Consider the following 21,597-nt stretch of genomic DNA (forward strand, 5'->3'; position numbering starts at 1 on the left):
TTTTCGCTGGATCATCACGACTGCCCGGCCCGAATCGGTCAGTCTCCCCGAGAGCAGGTTCGTCATGGGCGACGCGCGTTCGCTGACACCGCTGAGCGAGACCGACTACGAGGCTATCGCCGCGGCAGTGATGGAGACCGCGCGCGGGCGCTGGTTCATGGCCGAGCACGCCAAGCGAAACCGGCAGGCCGACACCGCTCAGGTGCTGGCTGCCATCGACAGGCTGCAGCATGCCATGGGCGTCTCTGCTGCTCCGGCGTCGAGCGGACCAGATGTGAGCGAGGCCATCGCGCTGATCATGGATCTGCGCAGCGATCTGGAACGGATCAGCGGCAAGGCCGGCGAGCCGTCGTCGCGTCTCGCTGCACGTATCGAGACCGCGGCCGGCAGCATCGTCGGCGCGACCGAGAGCATCCAGGAAGCTGCCTGGGGCCTGCGCGAGAGTGGCGCGGCGGAAGTGATGTGCGACCTGCTCGATCGGCGGGCGACGGAGATCTATGCGGCAAGCGCCGTTGTCGAGGGCACCGCGCAGCAGATCGGCAAGATCGCCGACACGATTGCCATGCTCGACAGCAGCCTGCGGGCCATCGCCGGCAGCATCCATGTCGCCCCCGACACAAGCCGGATCACGCCGCCCCCGATGCCTGCCAAGGCGCTTGATCTGCGCGAGGCCGTTCCACTCTCGACCTATGACGACATCGAGATCGTCGAGATCGACGACAAGCCGCGCTCCACCCTGCACGAGACCCCGCGCATCCGAACGAGAGCCTCCAATCATCGGCGGCTCAGCACGATTCAGATGATGGAGGAAGACCTCGTCTTCGCGGAAGCCCCCGAGGCTGCGGTCACAGTGGCTGCGCCGAAGCCGAGAGCCGCGGCGACGACGTCGGAGGTCGAGCTGCGCAAGATCGAAGCGCTCCCGGTCGACAAGAAGCTCGCCTTCTTCGCCTGATCAGCCGGGTTTCGCGACAAAACTATCCATTTTGCCGGGGTTCAGCAGCCCGTAGGGATCGACCTCGTGCTTGAAGCCGAGCTGGTCGGCATCGGCGCGCTTGTGGCGGCTGCCGCCTTCGAGCGAGACGACATGCGGGTTCGCGATCATCACGCCCGCCTCCTCATGCAGCGCGATGATCTCGTTCAGCCGCTCCGGGGTCGTGTAGCGCAGAATCGGCAAGGCGCTCGCGGTCACGCGTCCACCGAAGCGGATGAACTCGTGATGAGGCAGCACCTCGTCCGGGAAGCGTGCGATCATCTCGCGGGCGCTCGCGACCAGCCGGTCATGCGGGAACAGGCACTGCAGATAGGTGATCGAGCGATCGCTCTTCAGCCATTGCAGCGTCGTGTGGTTCCAGGTGTACTCATAGAGCGGCACCGTGCCCGGCCCCTCCTCCGAGGGCGCCTCATAGGTCACCGTTCCGCGCGCACCGATGATCGCCTTGAAGGGGCCGAGCGAGGCCTCCGCGATCATGCAGATCAGGATGCTCTTGCCTGGCGGGCAATGCTGCTTCAACGCGCCGAAATAGGACGGGATCGGCGATGAGATCGGCGTCACCAGCTTCTTGACCACGCCGTCTGCCAGCGCGACGTCATAGCCGGCCTGGAACGCCTCGATGTAATCGTCGAAGGCGACGATGACGTCGATCCACGGCCAGGCCGGGGCCAGCGGCATTTCGAGCGCGGTGATGATGCCGGTCGTGCCGTAGGCGCGGTTGATCTTCTGGGCTGCGTCGTCGCGCAGCTCGAGAATGCGCGGCTCCTCCTCCACCGTGACGACGCGGGCCGCCAGGATATTGCCCGGTTCGCGCAGGCCGCCATAGGTCACGGACCCAACGCCGCCCGAGCCGCCCGCGACGAAGCCGCCGACAGTCGCCGACCGTTTGGTCGAGGGATGCATGCGCAATTCGTAGCCGGATGGCCGGGTCGCCATGTCGATATCGAGCAACCTGGCGCCGGCCTGGACGCGGATCGCGCCGGGCTTCTGCCACTCGATCGCGGTCAGTGCGGTGATATCAAGCAGGACGCCGCCTTCAAGCGGCACGGCTTGACCGTAATTGCCGGTTCCCGCGGCACGCACCGTCAGCGGGATGCGTCGCCTGGCACAGGCCGCCGCAACGCGCACCACATCGGCCTCGTCGCGCGGACAGACGATGATATCGGCCGACTTGTTCGCCAGTTCGGCATTGAGGATCGGCGAGTACCAGAAGAAGTCGCGCGAGCGCTTGCGCACGACCTGCGGCTCATCGATCAGCGGGATGTCGGCGATATCGGTCTTGAAGCCCGCGATATCGTAGCGCGAGGGCTGAACCGCCCTCGGTTTGCGGTCCGGGACGGCGTTCATGATCAATTCTCCCGCTTCAGCGCGCTTTCATGCCAGCGCCGCAACAGCAGATGCGAGATCCAGCTCGTCACCAGGAAGATCGCGATGCCCGAGAGCGAGATCATGATCAGGGCGGCGAAGACCCGCGGAATCTTGAGCTGATAACCGGCTTCGAGGATGCGGTAGGCGAGGCCCGACTCGCTCCCTCCCGTTCCGGCAACGAACTCCGCCACCACCGCGCCGATCAGGGCAAGACCGCCGGAGATCTTCAGGCCCGCCAGGAAGTAAGGCAGCGCGGCCGGCAGCTTGAGATAGCGCATCGTCTGCCAGCGCGTCGCGCCATAGAGCTGGAAGAAATTGATCAGGTTGTGGTCGGCCGAGTTCAGCCCGAGGATCGTGTTCGACAGGATCGGGAAGAAGGCGACGATCCAGGCGCAGATCAGCAGCGACAGGTTGATGTCGCCGGCCCAGATGATGATCAGCGGCGCGATCGCGACGATCGGCGTGACCTGGAGGACCACCGCATAAGGCAGAAGCGACATCTCCAGCCATTTCGACTGGGTGAAGAGCACGGCCAGCGTGACGCCGACGACCACGGCTGCGAAGAGCGCCATGAAGGTGATGCGCAGCGTGATCCAGAGCGAGCCCGAAAGCGTGCCCCAGTCGGCGATCAGCGTTTGCCCGATCAGCACCGGCCCGGGCAGGATATAGGGTGGGATCTCCTTCCAGCGGACGAGGAACTCCCACAGGCCAAGCGCCAGCACGCCAACCGCGATCGGCGCCAGGATGCGGGGCCAGGCGCTGGCGGGCAGGCCGAGGATGCGGGGCTCGGCCGCGAAGATCGGGCGCGCTTCCGCATCGGTCCCGTCATGGGGCACATGCGGCATGGTGGTATCCAGGGACGGCGCGCTCATGAGCCGATCGCCTCCTTGAGCTTGCCGGAAACGACACGACACAGATGCGCGTAATCGGCCGAGGTGCGGAACAGCTCGTCGCGCGGATAGGGAGCATCGACGTCGAGATCGGCCATGACGCGCCCGGGACGAGCCGCCATGACGACGATGCGCTTCGACAGGTAGACCGACTCGAACACCGAATGGGTGACGAAGACGGCGGTGAACTTCGTCTTCCACCAGAGCTCGAGCAGGTCGTCATTGAGGCGGTGACGGGTGATTTCGTCCAGCGCCGCGAAGGGCTCGTCCATCAGCAGGATCTTTGGCCGCATCACCAGCGCACGGGCGATCGAGACGCGCATCTTCATGCCGCCGGAAAGCTCGCGCGGATAGGATTTCTCGAAGCCCTTCAGCCCGACCAGCGCCAGCATCTCGGCCGAGCGCTCCTGCGCCTCGCGCTTCGGCACATGCTTGAGGATCAGCGGCATCATCACGTTGGACAGGGCATCCGCCCAGGGCATCAATGTCGGGTCCTGGAAGACGAAGCCGAGATCGCGCTCCGGCTTGCCGGAGGCGTCATGACTCGTCGTCGGCCAGTCGATCGTGCCCGTCGATGGCGCACCCAGGCCTGCGATCATCCGCAGCAAGGTCGACTTGCCGCAGCCCGAGGGGCCGAGCAGGCTGATGAACTCGCCCGTGCCAAGGTCGAGATTGACGTCGCGCACGGCCAATGTGCCGTTGGCGAACTGCTTCGAGACATGCCGGACTGATACGAGCGGCCTGGCGCCGCTGCCTTCGACATGAGGTCTGCTCAGATAGGCTGTGTCCAAAGCCTGATGATCCATCTTGCTGCTGTCGAACGTCTTCCGGTCATCCCGGACGGATCGGCGCCGCCGCGCCGACCCGGGGTCCATGAAGGGCGGAAGCCGCCTAAGCCTTGCCGACGCCCTTGTTGATGAACTCGAGGCTATAGGCCTTCTTGATGTCGATGCCAGCAGGGAAGACGCCGGCCTCCGTCATCATCTTGTAGAAATCGGCCCAGCGCGCATCGGTCATCGCGCCGATGCCAAGCGTCAGCGCGTCCCCCGAGAGCACGATGCCGTTCTCGTTCATGACCTGGCGGGCATAGGCGAGCTTCTCGCCGTCCATGTCGGGATTGTCCTTGAGGATCAGCGCATTGGCGGCCTCGATCGCCGGACCGCCCTTCATGTACTCGGCCCAGCCTTCGAGAGTCGCGGTGACGAAGCGCTGCACCACGTCCTTCTTCTCGGCGACCATCTTCTTCGAGATGTTGATGGTCGTGTTGTAGTTGCCGAAGCCGGAATCGGCGAGCAGGTGCACGACCGGGTTCACGCCGGCCTTGCGGATCGCGAAGGGCTCAGAGGACAGGAAACCCTGCTGCGAGATCGTCTTGTCGGCCAGGAACGGCGCCATGTTGAAGGTGTAGGGCCGGATCTGCTCGTCGGTGAAACCGAACTTCGCCTTCAGGAAGGGCCAGAAGCTGGTGCGTCCGCCGGCGCCGACCAGGATCGGCTTGCCCTTGAGCGCAGCCAGCGTGTCGTTGCCCTGGCCCGGATGCGAGATCAGGACCTGCGGGTCCTTCTGGAAGATCGAGGCGATGCAGAGGAAGGGCAGGTTCTCCTGGGCATAGCGGATCGCCTCGAACGAGTTCGACATGATCATGTCGACCCGGCCACCGAGCAGGAGCTGCGACGGGTTCTGCTGCGGGCCGCCCATGCGGATATCGGCGTCGATGCCGTATTTCTTGTAGATGCCGTTGGCGAGGGCGAGATAGAAGCCGCCATGTTCGCCCTGGGCGCGCCAGTTGGTCTGGTAGCTGACCTTGTCCAGCGTCTGGGCATTGACCCTGGCTCCGGGAACCGGGATCAGGGCGGAAGCGGCCGAGCCGCCGATCAGGCCGAGCGCAGCGCGACGGCTCACGCGATACTTCATCGTCATGGAACGGACCTCCAGGAACAGGCTAGCCAGCGGCGTCCGCGCCGCGCTGTGGCCACCAGCGAGCAACATATATGCCACGCTGCCAGGCGCGCTGGAAATCCGGCATCGCATTATTACGCACAGAGATCGGGCATTTGCCCAATTCCTCGCCAGATCTGCAACACCTGAAGTGATCAACAGCCGCGACGGCGCCATGCGGCCACGCGGCTTCCTCCGCCGGCACTTCCGGCTATGGTGGCGCCGTCCACGGAATCCGAGATCAGCATGACCAGCCCTGCCCTCTCCGCACTTCGCGCCGAACTCGCAGATCTGACCATCTATGACGACGCGCCGTCGCTCAGGATGCACAGCCGCGACTTCTTCTGGTTCTCCCCCGTGCTGAAGCCGGATCTCGAGGGCAAGCAGGCTGAACTCGTGATCCTGCCGAAGACCAAGGACGAGGTTCGCCGCGTCGCCTCGGCCTGCGCGCGCCATCGCGTGCCATTGACGATTCGCGGCGGCGGCACCGGCAATTACGGCCAGGCCGTGCCGCTCGAAGGCGGGGTCGTGCTCAACCTGTCCCGGTTCAGCCGCGTGGTCTCGACCACCCTCGGCGCGGGCCGGTTCGAGGCTGGCGCGAACATGCTCGATATCGACAAGGCGCTTGCTCCGCTCGGGCAGGAGTTGCGCATGCATCCCTCGACCCGGGCACAGGCAACGCTCGGCGGCTTCATCGCCGGCGGAGCTGCCGGCGCCGGTTCCTGCACCTGGGGGCAGATCGACAATCCAGGCGCGGTCATCGCCGTCGAAGTCATGACGGTCGAGCCGGAGCCGCGGCTGATCGAGCTGCGCGGCAAGGACATCCTGAAGGTCATGCACGCCTATGGCGTCAACGGCATCATCACCGAGGTCGAGGTGCCACTGGCACCCGCCCATGCATGGGCAGAACGGATCGCGACCTTCGAGACCCTTGGCCAGGCGGCCGCCTTCGGCCAGGCCTTCACCGAATGCGACGGCATCGCCAAGAAGCTGATCAGCATCCACGATCCGCGCATTGCCCCGTATTTGCGCCGGCTCGCGCCCTGGCTGGGCGAGAACAAGGCCTTTGCCATCCTGATGGTCTCCGAGCCGCAGGGCGACGAGCTCGACCGGCTGATTGCCGAGATGGGCGGAACGGTCACCTTCTCGCGCGCAGCGGCTGAAGCCCGCGCCGCGGCATTTGGGGAGCATCGCGAGAAGGGCGCGCCCGGCCCGCTCTACGAATACACCTGGAACCACACCACGCTGCATGCGCTGAAGGTCGACCCCGACATCACCTATCTGCAACTGCGCTTCCCGCCGGTCCGCAACCTCGAACTGCTGGCCTGGGCCGAGACGCATTTCCACGAGGATGTGCTCTTCCACATCGAGTTCCAGCGCCGGCAGGGCAAGGTCTACCATTCCAGCCTGCCGCTGGTGCGCTTCACCACGGCCGAGCGCCTGCACGAGATCATGGCGCAGGCCGAAGAAGCGGGCATCCAGGCCTCGAACCCGCATAGCTGGGTCCTGAACAATGCCGGCTGGAAGAAGGTCGATGCGCCGCAACCGGAGTTCAAGCGGATCGCCGATCCGCAAGGACTGATGAACCCCGGCAAGCTGTTGAACTGGCAAGCCGATGCTGCGCAGGCGGCGGAATGACGAGCAGACAAGGACGGATTGAGCGATGAGCGCGCGTTTCTGGGGCGACCTGAAGACCACCGATTTCGAGGGGCTGTCGCCCGACAACACGGTGGCGGTGCTGCCGCTGGCGGCCATCGAGCAGCACGGGCCGCATCTGCCGGTCTCGGTCGACACCACCATCATGAATTCCATGCTGGCCGAGGCGATGCCGCTGGTTCCCGCCAATCTCGATGTGCTGGTGCTGCCGACGCTGCCGATCTGCAAGTCGAACGAGCATCTGCATTCGCCGGGCACGCTGACGCTGTCCTGGGAGAGCGCAACGCAGAGCTGGCTCGAGATCGGCGAAAGCGTTCGGCGCGCCGGCCTGCGCAAGCTCATCATCGTCACCTCGCATGGCGGCAATATCGACCCGATGAAGGTGGTCGCGCGCGAACTGCGCGTGCGCCACGGCATGCTGGCTGTCACCACCGCCTGGCGCGCCTTCGGTCTGCCGCAAGGCGTCTATGCCGATCTCGATGCCAATCACGGCATCCATGCCGGCGACATCGAGACCTCGCTGATGCTGCATTTCCGGCCGGATCTCGTCGACATGGGCAAGGCCGGCCATTTCGAGCCAAGCACGATCAAGATGCAGGGCGAGTACGCCTGGCTCAGGCCAACTGGCCTGCATGCGCATGCCTGGATGGCGCAGGACGTCAACCCCAGCGGCGCGGCAGGCGATGCCAGCTTGGCGACGGCAGAAAAGGGCAAGGCGACAGCGGCCCTTCAGGCGAAGGGTTTTGCCGAGCTGCTGGCAGACGTCGCCAGGTTCCCGCTCTCGCAACTGCACAAGGCGTCGTAACCGGCAGCCTCAATCGGGGTCGAGCAGGCGCGGTCCCGCGCCCTGCTCGCCCAACCGATCCCAGGGATTGTGCAGCGGGCAGCTCTTCACCGAGAGGCAGCCGCAGCCGATGCAGTCGGTCAGGTGGTCGCGCAGCCGCGTCAACCGGTCGATCCGGCGCTCCAGCTCAACCTTCCAGACCGATGACAGGCGTGACCAATCCTCCGCCGTCGGCGTGCGCTCCGATGGCAAGGCCTTGAAGGCGTCGCCGATCGTCTTCAGCGGGATTCCCGTGCGCTGCGCCACCTTGATGATCGCCACGCGCCGCAGAACCTCGCGCGKATAGCGGCGCTGGTTTCCGCTGCTCCGCGCGCTCCGGATCAAGCCTTTCGCCTCATAGAAATGGATGGTGGAGACAGCGAGCCCGCTGCGCCTCGCCACCTCGCCGACGCTCATCTCATCGAAGAAATGGGCGTGATCCGCTTTGCTCATCGACGCTTGACCTTAACCTTGCTTGAGGTTTTATAACCCTGCGCTTCCGATGTGCAAGCAGCCTGGAGCGCGACCATGCACCGCCCGTTAGACCGCAGGATCCACCTCGCCCTGATCTATGGCAGCACCCGTGAGGGGCGGCTCTGCGACCGGGTGGCCAACTGGGCGCTGTCGCAGATCGAAGGCGAAGGCCCCTTCGTCGTGGATGTCATCGATCCGCTGACGCTCGACCTGCCGAAGCGCCACCCACGCGGCGAAACTCCGACAGTGCGCCTGCTCAGGGAGCGGATCGGGCGCGCCGATGGCTTCATCGTGGTCACGCCGGAATATAATCGCGGCTATCCGGCGCCTCTGAAGTTCCTGATCGATCTCGTCGGGGCGGAGTGGCGCGGCAAGCCGGTCGCCTTCGTGTCCTATGGCGGCGTCTCGGGCGGCTTGCGCGCCATCGACCAGTTGCGCCAGGTTTTCAACGAGTTGCATGCGGCCACTATCCGCGACGTTGTCTGCTTTGCGCATGCCTGGAGCCAGTTCGACGAGACCGGCCAGCTCCTGGATGCGACCAAGGCCKAGCAGGCGATGGCAACCATGCTGGCGCAACTGCACTGGTGGGCGACAGCGCTGCGCGATGCCCGGGAAAACGTCCCCTATGGTACATTCGCGGCTTGAACCGATCAGCAATCACCGACGACAATAGGTCGGAGAGGGGTCATCAAATGGCCCCTTTCAACCTACATATTTTATAAGACGGCTAATGAAATTCAGCTAGATTGGCTGCGCTTCGCGAGGCCCTTGGCACCCCCGATTCGGAGACCACCGTACGAGATGAACGCAGTCGACAGCACCACCTCGGTCCTGATCCACCTCGCAGGGGCGGTGGCTCTGCTGATCTGGGCCGTGCGCCTGGTCAGGACGGGCGCCACGCGGGCTTTCGGCTCCTCGCTCCGACAGGCGCTCGCGCGTTTCACGCGCAACCGCTTCACGGCGCTGGCGAGCGGAGCGGCGGTGACTCTGGTGCTGCAAAGCTCGACGGCGACGACGCTGCTGCTCTCCTCGTTCGCGGGCCAATCGCTGATCACCCTGCCGATGGCGCTTGCCGTGCTGCTCGGAGCCAATATCGGCACGGCGCTCGCAGCCTTTCTCGTCTCGCTCGATCTTGGCTGGATCTGGGGGCTTTGCCTCGCAGTCGGTGTGGCGCTCTACCTCGCCAACGAGGCGATGGACCGGGCCCGCAATATCGGCCGTGTCCTGGTCGGCATCGGGCTCATCCTGCTCTCGCTCGTCGAGCTGAAATCCGCTGCCGCTCCGCTCGCACAGTCTCCGACCTTCAAGCTGATTCTGCAGGCACTGGCCGGCGAGCCGGTCATCGCCGTGCTTGTGGCCGTCGCCGCGACCTGGCTGACCCATTCCAGCCTTGCCATCGTGCTGCTGATCGCTTCGTTCTGGTCGGGCGGGCTGCTCTCCCCGACCATGGCCGTGACACTGATCGTCGGAGCGAATCTCGGCAATGCCCTGGTCCCGGTCATCGACCAGCTCGGCGCCCCGATCGCGCAGCGCCGTGTCGCGGTCGCCAATCTGCTGACGCGCCTCGTCATCGCCGTCATCGTGATCCCGTTCGCCGGCCCGCTCGCCGGCTGGTTCTCGTCCCTGTCTCTCCATCCCGGACGGCTCGCAGTCGAGCTGCATCTGGCGCTGAACATCGCCGGCGGGCTGCTGTTCCTGCCCTTCATCACACCAATTTCCAACCTCGTCCTGCGGCTCATGCCGAGCGCGCCGACAAACGAACGCGTGATCCGCCCGCTCTATCTCGACCCCGGTGTGCTCGACAGCCCATCGGAAGCGCTTGCCTGCGCGATGCGCGAGACGCTCCATCTCGGCGACCGCGTCGGCGAGATGCTGAAGGACACGCTGACCCTGCTCGATGGCGACCAGATCAAGCTCTCCCGCGAGATCTCGCAGGCCGATGACGGTGTCGACACGATCCACGAGGCGATCAAGCTCTATCTGGTACGGCTGTCCCGGTCCGAGCTGAGCACGGAGGAAAGCCGCCGGCTGCTCGAGATCGTCACGTTGAACACCAATCTCGAGCATATCGGCGACGTCATCGACAAGAACCTCCGGGAACTGGCCGAGAAGAAGATCCGCAAGGGCTATCGCTTCTCGGCGGAGGGGCTTGCCGAGATCAGCGCACTGCATGCGCGGGTGTCCCACAGCCTGCGGCTGGCCTTGAACGTCCTCGCGACACGCGACATCGCATTGGCGCGTCAACTCTTCGATGAGAAGGCCGTGATGCGTTCCGCCGAGCGCCGCGCGACCGAAAGCCATTATGAGCGGCTGCGCAGCGGCGTGCCGGAATCGATCGAGACGAGCTCGATCCATCTCGACGTGCTGCGCGATCTCAAGCGCATCCACGGGCACATCACGTCGATCGCCTATCCCATCCTCGAGACGGCCGGCGAATTGCGGGAGAGCCGCCTCAGGCACAGCGAAGCATCCGCTGCCGAGGCTGATTTCGATCTTGGCATGGTACCGCAACCCAAGGGCTGAGCCCGCTCGCCTGCCCTCGCGGATGTATAGTCCAAAGGCGTAGGTCTTTGGGAGGCTGCGAGGGTTTCTCCTTGATCTCAATCCGGAGCGAGCATTGATCAACGCTGAGCACTATCGACTTCACAAAATAGAACTGGCCGCTGGCGAGTGGGAGAACGCATGATGAGCTGCATTGCCACTATCCGGAGACACTCATGCGGCTCCAACTCCTCCGCAATGCCACGCTCAAGCTTGTCTATGCGGGCAGGACATTCCTGATCGACCCTGATTTCGGCCCCATGCACGGCCGTCCATCTTTCACCGGCAAATCCGCAAACCCGATGGTCGAGCTGCCCGAGCCGATCGAGAGCATTCTCGATGGTGTCGACCAGGTGATCGTCTCGCACCTGCATTCCGACCATTTCGACAGCGTCGCGAAGGAGCGCATTCCCAAATATCTGCCGCTGACCTGCCGCCCCGGCGACGAGGACAGGATCGTGGAGGCGGGCTTCCAGTCAGTCAGCCCCGTGGAGTGCTTCCAGCGGATCGGACCGATTATCCTGAAGCGCGTCCCGGCGCAGCATGGCAGCGGCGCGGTCGTCGAGAAGATGGGGCCCGTCATGGGCTTCAGCCTGGAGGCCCCAGGCGAGCCGACCCTCTATTGGTGCGGGGACAGCATTCTCTATCCGCCGCTGCTCGAAGCGGTTTCAGCGACCGCGCCGGATGTGATCGTCACCCATTCCTGCGGTGCCCTCTGGGACAGCAGCCTGATCGTGATGGACGACGCCCAGACGCTGGCACTCTGCGAAGCAGCCCCCGAGGCCATCGTCATCGCGACCCATATGGAAGCGCTCGACCACGCCAGCGTCAACCGGGCGGCCTTGCGCAAGGCCGCCGAACAGCGCGGTATCGGGCCAGAGCGCCTGTTGATCCCCGGAGACGGCGAAACCATCGAAATCAGGGAGCCCGCGCGGGTTTGACCGCGCGGTGCTGGGTTACTCCCCCGCTTTGGCGGTCTTGGCGTAGATGTCGCGATAGCTGTCGCGCAGCAGGTTCTTCTGGACCTTGCCCATGGTGTTGCGCGGCAGTTCGGGCACGATGAAGACCTGTTTCGGCAGCTTGAACTTGGCGAGGCGCTGGTCGAGCGCCTTCGAGATCGACGCGGCGGTGATCTCGGCGCCGGCCTTGACCACGACCACGGCCGTGACGCCCTCGCCGAAATCGGGATGGGGACAACCGATGACCGCGCTCTCGATCACGCCCGGCATCTCGTCGATCTCGGTCTCGACTTCCTTCGGATAGACATTGTAGCCGCCGGTAATGATCAGGTCCTTGCCGCGCCCGACGATATGGACATAGCCGGCGGGGTCGATCTTGCCGAGGTCGCCAGTGATGAAGAAGCCGTCATCGCGGAATTCGGCCTTGGTCTTCTCGGGATTGCGCCAGTACCCCTTGAAGACGTTCGGGCCCTTGACCTCGATCATGCCGATCTCATCGGCACCGAGCGTCCTGCCGGTTTCCGGGTCGGTGACGCGCGCGCTCACGCCTGGCAGCGGGAAACCGACCGTGCCGGCCACACGCTCGCCCTCATAGGGGTTGGAGGTGTTCATATTGGTCTCGGTCATGCCGTAGCGCTCGAGGATGGCGTGGCCTGTGCGCTCGCGCCATTCGCGATGCGTCTCGGCGAGCAGCGGCGCCGAACCGGAGACGAAGAGGCGCACATGCCGGGTCGCCTCCTTGGTCAGGCGCGGATCCTGCAGCAGCCGGACATAGAAGGTCGGCACGCCCATCATGCAGGTCGCCTGCGGCAGGTATTTCATGATCTGCTCGGGATCGAATTTCGGCAGCAGGATCATCGAGGCGCCGGCGAAGAGCACGACATTGGTCGCGACGAAGAGGCCATGCGTATGGAAGATCGGCAGCGCATGCAGCAGCCGGTCATCCCTACTGAAGCGCCAGTAGTCGACGAGCGCGAGCGCATTCGAGGCCAGGTTGTCATGGCTCAGCATGGCGCCCTTGGAGCGCCCGGTCGTCCCCGAGGTATAGAGGATGGCGGCCAGGTCGTCCGGGCCACGTGCGACATCGGCGAATTCTGCGGAAGCGCCGCCGGCCTTGTCGAAGAGCGTCCCTGTCGCGACACCGAGCGTTTCCAACCTGGCGCCGGCCTTCTCGGCGTAGGGCCGCAGGGCCTCGGCCTTGTCTGGATCGCACACGAAGACCGCGGGCTCGGCATCTCCGAGGAAATACTCGATCTCGGCCGGCGTGTAGGCGGTGTTCAGCGGCAGGAAGACGGCGCCGGCGCGGATCGTGCCGAGATAGAGCATCAGCGCCTCGATGCTCTTTTCCACCTGCACGGCGACGCGGTCGCCCGGCTTCACGCCGAGCGCCACCAGGGCATTGGCGAAGCGGGCGGACACCGCGACCATCTCGGCATAGCTGTAGCGACGGCCGTCATCGAGAAGCGCGAAGGGCGCGTCGGGTGCGGGAATGCGCGCGGTGACGAGGTCGAACAGATGATTGGCCATGACAGGTCTCGGGTTTTCGTTCAGGCGGAGACGGGACGGAGCAGCTTGCGGACGGCGGACGAAGCGACGACGGTGTTGCGGCTGGCGAAGGCCTCGTGATTGGCTTCGATGTCGCCGAGATCATAGCGGTAATTGACCATCACCCCGTGCGACTCGCGCAAGCCCCGGGCCGAGAGATTACCGCCGATATTGATGCGTTCCAGCCTTGCGCCGTTGCCGAGATGGAAGCGCGCGACCGGGTCGATGACCCGCCCCGACGATGCACGCGCGCGCAGCAGATAATGCGCCGCCATCTGACCCAGCAGCTTGTCACGCCGGGCCCTCTCCTGTTCGTCGAGCGCCATGGTCTCGCCGACCGGGCGCGCAAGCTCGGAGAGTTCCTCATTGGTGAGCAGCGGGTCGCCAGGCTCGGCGACGATGCCCGCGAGCCAGCGCGCAAAGCCGGGAACGGGCGAAAGGGTGACGAAGGTATCCAGCCCGGGCAGTTCGCGCTTCAGGTCCTCGGCGACCTGTTTGATGAGGAAATTGCCGAAGGAAATGCCACGTAGCCCCTCCTGGCAGTTCGAGATCGAATAGAACACCGCGGTGGACGCATTCTGGGCCGGGAGGACCTCGCGCCCCTCACTCAGGACTTCGGCGATACTGCGTGGGATCGCGCCCGTTAGCGCAACCTCGACGAAGATTAGCGGCTCGTCGACCAGTTGCGGATGGAAGAAGGCGAAACAGCGCCTGTCTGCCGGCTCGAGCCTGCGGCGCAGATCATCCCAGCCCTGAATCTCGTGCACGGCCTCGTAGCGGATGACCTTCTCCAGCACATTGGCCGGTGTGTGCCAGTCGATGCGGCGCAAGACCAGGAAGCCGCGATTGAACCAGGAGCCGAAGAGATGCCGGAAATCATCATCGACCGGCTTCAGGGCCGGGTCGGCCTCGATCGCCTCGAACAACGCCTCCCGCATGCGGACCAGCACATGGGTGCCGCCGGGCGCGAGGTTGAGGCGGCGAAAGAGTTCCTGCCGGCGCGGCTCGGAGGCAATGTGCAGCGCTGCGATAGCAGCCGCGTCCGGCTCATTCTGGTAGCGCGCGATGGCGGCGTTCAACTTCTCCTGATCCGGACCGAAGCGATCCTGCAGCAGGCGGAAGAAACCGAGGCGCCCGGGCGGATCGAGCCGTTCCCATTGCTCGAGAACGGCCTGCGCCAACGCCATGCCGGAGGCCTCACCACGCCCTGACAGCAGGTCCTCGCAGAGCCGGTCAAGCGAGCGGTTGCGGTTCCCGGCAAAACGCTCAAGGCCGATCAGTGCGCGGCCACGGCCCGCCACGCTCGTCAGGAGTTCGCCGAGAAACGCCATGTCCATCCCCATCTCCGCTGCCGTCGTGGGCGATCCTATACGAGTTTTGCTGCGCCGGAATGAAGGGCCTGCCCTGCTCGAGCATCGGCCCGAAAAGTGCCTTGCGGTTTCCGGAAATGCCGATGCGAACATAGAAGCTAGGTCATCGGACCGGATACGATATCGGGTCCGATGACCTAGCGGAGCAGGCTCCATGCCTTCAGGAAGAAATCCGGTGCGCCGAAATTCCCGGATTTCAGGGCAACAGCCATCGCGGGGCTACCGACGACGCGAGTCCACGGCACACCGGGGTCGATCTCGGGGCCAATCTCGAGCGTCTGGATGCCGAGGCCCTGGACAACGGCGCCCGAGGTCTCGCCACCGGCGACGAGCAGGCGCGTAACACCGCCCTTGGCGAGCAGGCGCGCCGTTTCAGCGAAAGCCTGCTCGACGATCTCACCGGCCTTGTCGCGGCCAAGCTGCCCCTGGATCGCGGCGACTTCGGCCGGGTCATCGCTGGAATAGACGAGGAAGGGTCGATCGGCCGGTTGCGCCAGCGCCCAATCGGCCAGAATTCGTGCCGTCTGCTCGCCGGTGGCCAGAGCGAGCGGGTCGACCTTCAGCGCGGGATATCCGGCTTCAAGCGCCGCCTTGATCTGCCCGCGTGTGGCAGTGGAGCAGCTGCCCGAGATAATGCCGGCCCGCCCCTCGGGCGCCTCGAGATGGGCCGCGATATCGCGCCCCGGCAACAGCCCTGCCTTGCGGAAGTTCTGCGGCAGCCCCATCGCGATGCCGGAACCGCCGGTCAGCAGGACCGCCCCATCGACAGCAGCGCCCAGCACCATCAGGTCGTCATTGGTCAGCGCGTCGGTCACGACATAGCGCACGCCCTGCCCCGCCAGTTCCACAAGCCGGTTCTTGACCGCGCCGGCCCCAGCCAGGACCGTGGCGTATCCGATATGGCCGACCGGGGTCTCGGTCTGTGCCGCCATCAGGCGCATCAGGTTTGAATCCCGCATCGGCGTCAACGGGTGGTCCTTCATCGAGCTCTCATGCAGAGGCACGGAGCCGACGAAGAGATAGCCCTGATAGATCGAGCGGCCATTCGCGGGAAAGGCCGGGCAAATGATGACGCTTTCCGCGCCGAGCCGGCGCATCAGCGCGTCCGCCACGGGGCCGATATTGCCGTGCGGGGTCGAGTCGAAGGTCGAGCAATATTTGAACAGGATCTGGCGCGCCCCGGCGGCGAGCAGCGCCTCGCAGGCGGCGAGCGACTGCGCCACTGCTTCCGAAACCGGATTGGTGCGCGACTTCAGCGCGACGACGACCGCATCGGCCTCCGGCAGGGTTGCATTGGCCGATGGCGCGCCGATCACCTGAACCGTCCGCATCCCGGCCCGGTTCAGCATCAGGGCGACGTCGGTCGCACCCGTCATGTCGTCGGCAATCACACCCAGAAGCATCCGTCCCATTCCCTGTTTCCAGCGCATACAAACTGCGCCTGATACCCGTATCCGTCTGGCGCAGTGCATATCAGAGATCATGCCCTGCGTGCGCGTAGCCCGGACATGCCGGCCTCAGCCAGAAGCGGAGAGCTTGGCCGCCAACTTGCATACAAGCCGAACGGCGACCCGGGAACAATACTCCGCAAGAATGATGCAGCGCATGATCGACGCCCGCCGAAACTTGCGCCAACTTGGTGCTGAACGGGACCAACCCGGGAGGCTCTTCGCTTTCGGATTCTGCATATCGACCTAGCGGCGCAAGCAGCCTGCGTTCGGCAGGCCATGCGCCAGATCTCTATCCGGCCGCGCGAACGCGCCTCACACAGAAAATCCAACAGGGGAAAACCGATGAAGCTCATTGCCGCGCTGGTTTCAGCGACCTTCCTGACGATCGCGAGCCTGCCAGCCATGGCGCAGGCGCCGAACACGCTGCGTGTCGGCCTGCAGGAAGACCCCGACGTGCTCGACCCCCACAAGGCGCGCACCTTCGTCGGTCGCATCGTCTTCATGGGGCTGTGCGACCGGCTGCTCGATATCACGCCTGACCTCAAGCTCGTCCCGCGGCTGGCGACCGAATGGTCATTCTCCCCTGACGGGCTGACGCTGACCATGAAGCTGCGCAGCGATGCGAAGTTCCATGACGGCGAGCCCTTCAATGCCGAAGCGGCAAAGGCCAATCTGGAGCGGGCGCGCACGCTGCCGGACTCCCTGCGGAAATCGGAACTCGCCTCGGTCGACAGTGTCGAGGCCGTCGATGCCACCACGCTCGTGCTGAAGCTCAAGCGCCCCGACGCGACCCTGCTTGCCCAATTGACCGATCGCGCCGGCATGATGCTGGCTCCCAAGAGCCTCAGCGGCGATGTCGGCGCCAAGCCGATCTGCTCCGGCCCCTACAAGTTCGTCGAGCGCGTCCAGAACGACCGCATCGTGCTGGAGAAGTTCAAGGAACACTGGGAGGCCGCGAACTACCAGTTCGACCGGGTGCTCTATCGTTCGATCCCCGACACCACCGTGCGTCTCGCCAATCTGAGAGCCGGCGAACTCGACGTGCTGGAGCGCCTTGCGCCGACCGACGTGCCGGGCGCCCGGGGCGACAAGTCGCTCAAGATCGCCAGCACATCGAATCTCGGCTATCAGGGCATCACCATCAACACGTCCAATGGCGAGGCGGCGAACCAGCCGATGGGCAAGGACAAGCGCGTCCGCCAGGCCCTGTCGCTCGCGATCGACCGCAAGGTCCTGAGCCAGGTCGTGTTCGAAGGGCTGTACGAGCCGATGATCCAGCCGTTCAACCCCGGAAACCCCTATCTCAGCGCCGACTTCCCGGTGCCGGCGCGCGACGTCGCCAAGGCGAAGGCGCTGCTCAAGGCAGCCGGTGCCGAAAAGGTCTCGGCCGAGCTCTTCGTCACCAACAATCCCGTCGACGCGCAGCTTGGCCAGGTCATCCAGGCAATGGCTCAGGAAGCCGGCATCGACATCCAGATCCGCTCGAGCGAATTCGCGAGCCAGCTGCGCGACCAGCAGCAGGGCAAGTTCCAGATGAGCCGCATCGGCTGGTCCGGCCGCATCGACCCGGATGGCAATATCCACCAGTTCGTGACGTCGAAGGGTAACCAGAACGACGGACGCTACAGCAATCCGGAGGTCGACAAGCTGCTCGACCAGGCCCGCACCGTCTATGACGTCGCCGAGCGCAAGAAGCTCTATGACGCAGCGCAGGCAATCCTGCAGGACGAGCTGCCGATCGTCTATCTCTACAACCAGACGGTGTTCTTCGCGCTGCGCTCCAACATCGATGGCTTCGTGATCAATCCCGACGGCATGATCCGGCTCGCCGGGTTGAAGAAGAAGTGATGACCGCCTCTTCTCGAACCCCACACCCTCGTCAGCTCCGGGCGACCCTTGCGTCGCCCGGAATGGCGGCCGGGCTTAGGGGGCAGCCATGCTGACCCTGATCGGCCGCCGCGTCTTGATCGCGATCCCGACACTCTTTCTGGTGTCGCTGTTCGTCTTCGCCCTGCAGCGAGCCTTGCCCGGCGATCCGTTCCTCGTCATCGCCGGCGAGGAGCGCGATCCGGAGGTGATCGCCCGGCTGCGCGAAATCTACCGGATGGACGATCCCATCGTCGTCCAGTTCTTCGCCTGGCTCGGCCAGGTCGTGCAGGGCGATTTCGGCCGCTCGCTGCGAACCGGCGAGCCGGTGCTCGGGCTGATCCTGCAAAAGCTGCCTGTCACCATCCAGCTCGCCACGGCCTCGATCCTCGTCGCCGTCGCGATCGGCGTCCCGGCGGGCATCATCGCCGCCCGCAACAAGGGGACGGCCCTCGACTATTCCGCCAGCGCGCTCGCGCTCTCCGGCCTCTCGATCCCGAATTTCTGGCTCGGCATCATGCTGATCCTGCTCGTCTCGGTGGAGCTCAAGCTCCTGCCGGCATCGGGATATGAGCCGATCTTCAGCAACCCGATCGGCGCGATCGAGCGGCTGATCATGCCTGCCTTCGTGCTGGGCGGCGGGCTTGCGGCCTTCTTGATGCGCCATACGCGCGCTGCGATGCTGGAGGTCCTGCAGTCCGACTATGTCCGCACCGCGCGCGCCAAGGGGCTCGACGAGCAGACGGTCGTCAACCGCCATGCGCTGCGCAATGCCCTGATTCCGATCATCACCCTCTCGACGCTGCTCTTCGGTGAGCTGCTGGCCGGAGCCGTGCTGACCGAACAGGTCTTCACGATTCCCGGCTTCGGCAAGCTGATCATCGACGCCGTGTTCAATCGCGATTACGGCGTGGTGCAAGGCGTCGTCCTGTGCACTGCAATCGGCTTCATCCTGATGAACCTGCTTGCCGACCTGCTCTACATCCTCGTCAACCCACGCCTGAGGGACGGCTGATGGCGAACATCGCATTGGACCGCCCGTCCCCGACCAGCTCGTTGGAACCATTGCCGGCGCGAAGCCCGCGCGCCTGGACGAAACTGCTGCACAACCGCTCCGCCCAGATCGGCGGGGCGCTCGTGCTGATCTTCGTGCTGATGGCGATCCTGGCGCCGCTGCTGCCGCTGGCAGACCCGCTGAAGTCGAACTTCCTCGCCATCCGCAAGCCGCCTTCGGCGCTGTACTGGTTCGGCACCGACGAACTCGGCCGCGACCAGTTCTCCCGCCTGTTCTACGGCGCGCAAACCTCGCTGCTGGCCGGCATCTTCTCGGTCTCGATCGCGCTGGCGGTCGGAGTACCGTTCGGGCTGCTGGCGGGGTGGTATGGCGGCTGGATCGACATCGCGATCTCGCGCGTCACGGAAGCGATGCTGGCCTGCCCCTTCCTGATCGTCGCGATAGCGTTTGCGGCGATCCTCGGCCCCTCCTTGACCAACGCCATGATCGCGATCGGCCTCTCGGCCGTTCCGATCTTCATCCGGCTGGTCCGAGGCCAGGTGCTCAGCATCAAGGCCGAGGATTTCATCGAGGGAACGCGCGCGATCGGTGCCCGCGACATGCGGATCCTGTTCCTTCACGTCCTGCCGAACACGCTTTCGCCGATCGTGGTGCAATCCACCCTTTTCATGGCGCAGGCGATCATCCTGGAAGCGGCCCTCTCCTTCCTCGGCCTCGGCCAGCAACCTCCCGCTCCGTCCTGKGGTCAGATGCTCAACGTCGCCAAGAATTTCATGGAGCAGGCGCCGTGGATGTCGGTCGCGCCCGGGATCACCATCTTCTTCGCCGTTCTCGGCTTCAACCTGCTCGGCGATGGCCTGCGGGACGCGCTCGACCCCAAAGAACACTAAGCAAGCCTAGGGATAGCATCATGTTCACGACCCGCCCCGAAATCCTCGGCACCTTTGGTGTCGTCACCTCGACGCATTGGCTCGCGACGGCCTCCGGCATGGCCATGCTCGAAAAGGGCGGCAACGCCTTCGATGCCTGTGCCGCCGCAGCCTTCGTGCTCCAGGTCGTCGAGCCGCATCTGGTCGGCCCAGCCGGCGATATGCCGGCCGTGTTCTATTCGGCCGAGACGAAGAAGGTCGAAGTCATCTGCGCTCAGGGTCCGGCGCCGCAGGCAGCCACCATTGAGGCCTTCAAGGAACTCGGCCTCGACCTGATCCCCGGATCGGGACTGCTCTCGACGGTCGTGCCCGGCGCTTTCGGCGGCTGGATGACGCTGCTGCGCGACCATGGCCGCCTGTCGCTGCGTGAGGTTCTCGAGCCGGCCATCGGCTATTTCGAGAACGGCCATCCGATGCTGCCGCGCGTCTCCGACACGATCGGGTCCCTGACCGATCTCTTCACCAATGAGTGGCCGACCTCGGGGGCGGTCTATCTGCCGGGCGGCAACGTGCCGAAGGGCAAGGAACTCTTCAGCAACAAGGCCGCGGCGGAAACGTACAAGCGCATTCTGTCGGAAGCGGAAGCCGCCGGCGGCTCGCGCGAGAAGCAGATCGAGGCTGCTTACGACACCTGGTACAAGGGCTTCGTCGCGGAAGCGATGGACGCATTCTGCCGCACGACCGAGGCGATCGATTCCTCCGGCCGCCGCCACAAGGGCCTGCTCACCGCCGACGACATGGCGCGCTGGAAGCCGACCTACGAAACGCCCGCGAGCGTGAACTATCACGGCTGGGAGGTCTTCAAGATCGGTCCCTGGGGCCAGGGCCCCGTCTTCCTGCAGACGCTGAAGATCCTGGAAGGCATCGATATCGCCGCGATGGGACCGGCCAGCCCGGAATTCATCCATCACGTCACCGAGGCGATGAAACTCGCCTTCGCCGATCGCGAGGCCTATTACGGCGATCCGGATTTCGTGAAGGTACCGATGGCGACGCTGCTTTCGGAGGATTACGCCCGCGGCAGGCGCAATCTCATCACCGACAAGGCCTCGCATGAGCTGCGCCCCGGCATGATCCCCGGTTTCGAGGAGCAGGTCGGCAAGATGCTGGCGAATATCCGCATCGCCGGGCGGAGCGGCGTCGGCGGCGCAACCGTCGGCGAACCGACGCTCGCCTCGATGGTTGCATCGTCGAAGCGCGGCGATACCGTTCATATCGACGTGATCGACAAATGGGGCAACATGATCGCCGCCACGCCGTCTGGCGGCTGGCTGCAATCCTCTCCCGTCATCCCCGAGCTTGGCTTCCCCCTGAACTCGCGCGCGCAGGCATTCTGGCTGGAAGAGGGCCTGCCGGCCTCGCTCGCGCCGCTGAAGCGCCCGCGCACCACGCTGACGCCGACACTGGCCTTCGAGAATGGCGAACCGCGCCTGGCTTTCGGCACGCCGGGCGGCGACCAGCAGGAGCAATGGCAGCTCGGCATGTTCCTGCGCCGGGTGCACCAGGGTCTCAACCTGCAGGAGGCGATCGACCTGCCGCTGTTCCACACGCAGCACTTCCCCTCGACCTTCTATCCGCGCGAAGCGCGACCGGGGCATCTCACGGTCGAGGAGAGCATCGGAGCCGCGGCGATCGCCGATCTGGTCCGGCGCGGCCATGATCTCGAGAAGGCCCCGGCCTGGACCGTCGGGCGCCTGACCGCGGCGGAGAAGAGCAGCAATGGCCTCTTGCGTGCCGCGGCGACGCCACGTCTGATGCAGGCCTACGCCGCCGGCCGCTGA

18 protein-coding genes are annotated in these 21,597 nt (G+C 65.1%); 10 read left to right on the forward strand and 8 right to left on the reverse strand.

What is annotated here, in order from left to right:
• Nucleotides 1–64 precede the first annotated feature (64 nt).
• Nucleotides 65–952, forward strand: a complete 888-nt coding sequence (locus AC1DIO_RS15305; protein ID WP_476853627.1) for a hypothetical protein — start codon at nt 65–67, stop codon at nt 950–952.
• On the opposite strand, the gene AC1DIO_RS15310 is transcribed toward AC1DIO_RS15305, so the two are convergent.
• From AC1DIO_RS15310 to AC1DIO_RS15325, 4 genes are all read right to left on the reverse strand, one after another.
• Entirely contained in the window at nt 953–2,338 is a 1,386-nt protein-coding gene (locus AC1DIO_RS15310) for an FAD-binding oxidoreductase (protein WP_476853628.1), read from the reverse strand. It abuts the gene before it with no gap.
• A 2-nt stretch (nt 2,339–2,340) separates the two neighbouring features.
• Nucleotides 2,341–3,231 carry an ABC transporter permease gene (locus AC1DIO_RS15315; protein ID WP_084651136.1) on the reverse strand — a complete coding sequence of 297 codons (891 nt, stop codon included), beginning with the start codon at nt 3,229–3,231 and terminating at the stop codon, nt 2,341–2,343.
• A complete protein-coding gene (locus tag AC1DIO_RS15320) occupies nt 3,228–4,040 on the reverse strand; it encodes an ABC transporter ATP-binding protein (protein ID WP_441489087.1) in 813 nt (270 codons plus the stop codon). Before AC1DIO_RS15320 ends, AC1DIO_RS15315 begins: the two co-directional genes overlap by 4 nt.
• Nucleotides 4,041–4,140: 100 nt before the next feature.
• Nucleotides 4,141–5,169 carry an ABC transporter substrate-binding protein gene (locus AC1DIO_RS15325; RefSeq protein WP_441506656.1) on the reverse strand — a complete coding sequence of 343 codons (1,029 nt, stop codon included), beginning with the start codon at nt 5,167–5,169 and terminating at the stop codon, nt 4,141–4,143.
• Nucleotides 5,170–5,433: 264 nt separating this feature from the next.
• Between AC1DIO_RS15325 and AC1DIO_RS15330 the strand changes: the two genes are divergently transcribed.
• Both AC1DIO_RS15330 and AC1DIO_RS15335 read left to right on the forward strand, forming a co-directional pair.
• The gene (locus AC1DIO_RS15330) at nt 5,434–6,825 is read left to right on the forward strand and encodes an FAD-binding oxidoreductase (RefSeq protein WP_476853629.1); all 1,392 of its coding nucleotides are present in this window, start codon (nt 5,434–5,436) and stop codon (nt 6,823–6,825) included.
• Between the two features lie 25 nt (nt 6,826–6,850).
• Nucleotides 6,851–7,648, forward strand: a complete 798-nt coding sequence (locus AC1DIO_RS15335; protein ID WP_476853630.1) for a creatininase family protein — start codon at nt 6,851–6,853, stop codon at nt 7,646–7,648.
• 9 nt (nt 7,649–7,657) lie between these two features.
• Here the strand turns inward: AC1DIO_RS15335 and soxR are convergent, their stop codons facing one another.
• Entirely contained in the window at nt 7,658–8,119 is a 462-nt protein-coding gene (gene soxR, locus AC1DIO_RS15340; RefSeq protein WP_476853631.1) for a redox-sensitive transcriptional activator SoxR, read from the reverse strand.
• A gap of 75 nt (nt 8,120–8,194) precedes the next feature.
• Between soxR and AC1DIO_RS15345 the strand changes: the two genes are divergently transcribed.
• From AC1DIO_RS15345 to AC1DIO_RS15355, 3 genes are all read left to right on the forward strand, one after another.
• Nucleotides 8,195–8,785, forward strand: coding sequence for an NADPH-dependent FMN reductase (locus AC1DIO_RS15345; protein WP_476853632.1), 591 nt, complete (start codon nt 8,195–8,197; stop codon nt 8,783–8,785).
• Nucleotides 8,786–8,941: 156 nt separating this feature from the next.
• Nucleotides 8,942–10,663, forward strand: coding sequence for a Na/Pi cotransporter family protein (locus AC1DIO_RS15350; protein WP_441506660.1), 1,722 nt, complete (start codon nt 8,942–8,944; stop codon nt 10,661–10,663).
• Nucleotides 10,664–10,857: 194 nt separating this feature from the next.
• The gene (locus tag AC1DIO_RS15355; RefSeq protein ID WP_441506661.1) at nt 10,858–11,622 is read left to right on the forward strand and encodes an MBL fold metallo-hydrolase; all 765 of its coding nucleotides are present in this window, start codon (nt 10,858–10,860) and stop codon (nt 11,620–11,622) included.
• A 15-nt stretch (nt 11,623–11,637) separates the two neighbouring features.
• On the opposite strand, the gene AC1DIO_RS15360 is transcribed toward AC1DIO_RS15355, so the two are convergent.
• The 3 genes from AC1DIO_RS15360 to otnK form a co-directional block, all read right to left on the reverse strand.
• Nucleotides 11,638–13,167, reverse strand: a complete 1,530-nt coding sequence (locus AC1DIO_RS15360; RefSeq protein WP_476853633.1) for a malonate--CoA ligase — start codon at nt 13,165–13,167, stop codon at nt 11,638–11,640.
• Nucleotides 13,168–13,187: 20 nt separating this feature from the next.
• Nucleotides 13,188–14,522, reverse strand: a complete 1,335-nt coding sequence (locus tag AC1DIO_RS15365) for a malonyl-CoA decarboxylase (RefSeq protein WP_476853634.1) — start codon at nt 14,520–14,522, stop codon at nt 13,188–13,190.
• Nucleotides 14,523–14,692: 170 nt separating this feature from the next.
• Entirely contained in the window at nt 14,693–15,967 is a 1,275-nt protein-coding gene (gene otnK / locus AC1DIO_RS15370) for a 3-oxo-tetronate kinase (protein ID WP_476853635.1), read from the reverse strand.
• 381 nt (nt 15,968–16,348) lie between these two features.
• Between otnK and AC1DIO_RS15375 the strand changes: the two genes are divergently transcribed.
• The 4 genes from AC1DIO_RS15375 (at nt 16,349) to AC1DIO_RS15390 (ending at nt 21,597) form a co-directional block, all read left to right on the forward strand.
• Nucleotides 16,349–17,854, forward strand: a complete 1,506-nt coding sequence (locus tag AC1DIO_RS15375; RefSeq protein WP_476853636.1) for an ABC transporter substrate-binding protein — start codon at nt 16,349–16,351, stop codon at nt 17,852–17,854.
• Between the two features lie 88 nt (nt 17,855–17,942).
• The gene (locus AC1DIO_RS15380; protein WP_113515563.1) at nt 17,943–18,887 is read left to right on the forward strand and encodes an ABC transporter permease; all 945 of its coding nucleotides are present in this window, start codon (nt 17,943–17,945) and stop codon (nt 18,885–18,887) included.
• Nucleotides 18,887–19,777: an ABC transporter permease gene (locus tag AC1DIO_RS15385; protein WP_476853637.1), complete on the forward strand. Its 891-nt coding sequence runs from the start codon at nt 18,887–18,889 to the stop codon at nt 19,775–19,777. Before AC1DIO_RS15380 ends, AC1DIO_RS15385 begins: the two co-directional genes overlap by 1 nt.
• Before the next feature lie 20 nt (nt 19,778–19,797).
• Nucleotides 19,798–21,597 carry a gamma-glutamyltransferase family protein gene (locus AC1DIO_RS15390; RefSeq protein WP_476853638.1) on the forward strand — a complete coding sequence of 600 codons (1,800 nt, stop codon included), beginning with the start codon at nt 19,798–19,800 and terminating at the stop codon, nt 21,595–21,597.

Source organism: Allobosea sp. 05T439 (assembly GCF_056396005.1).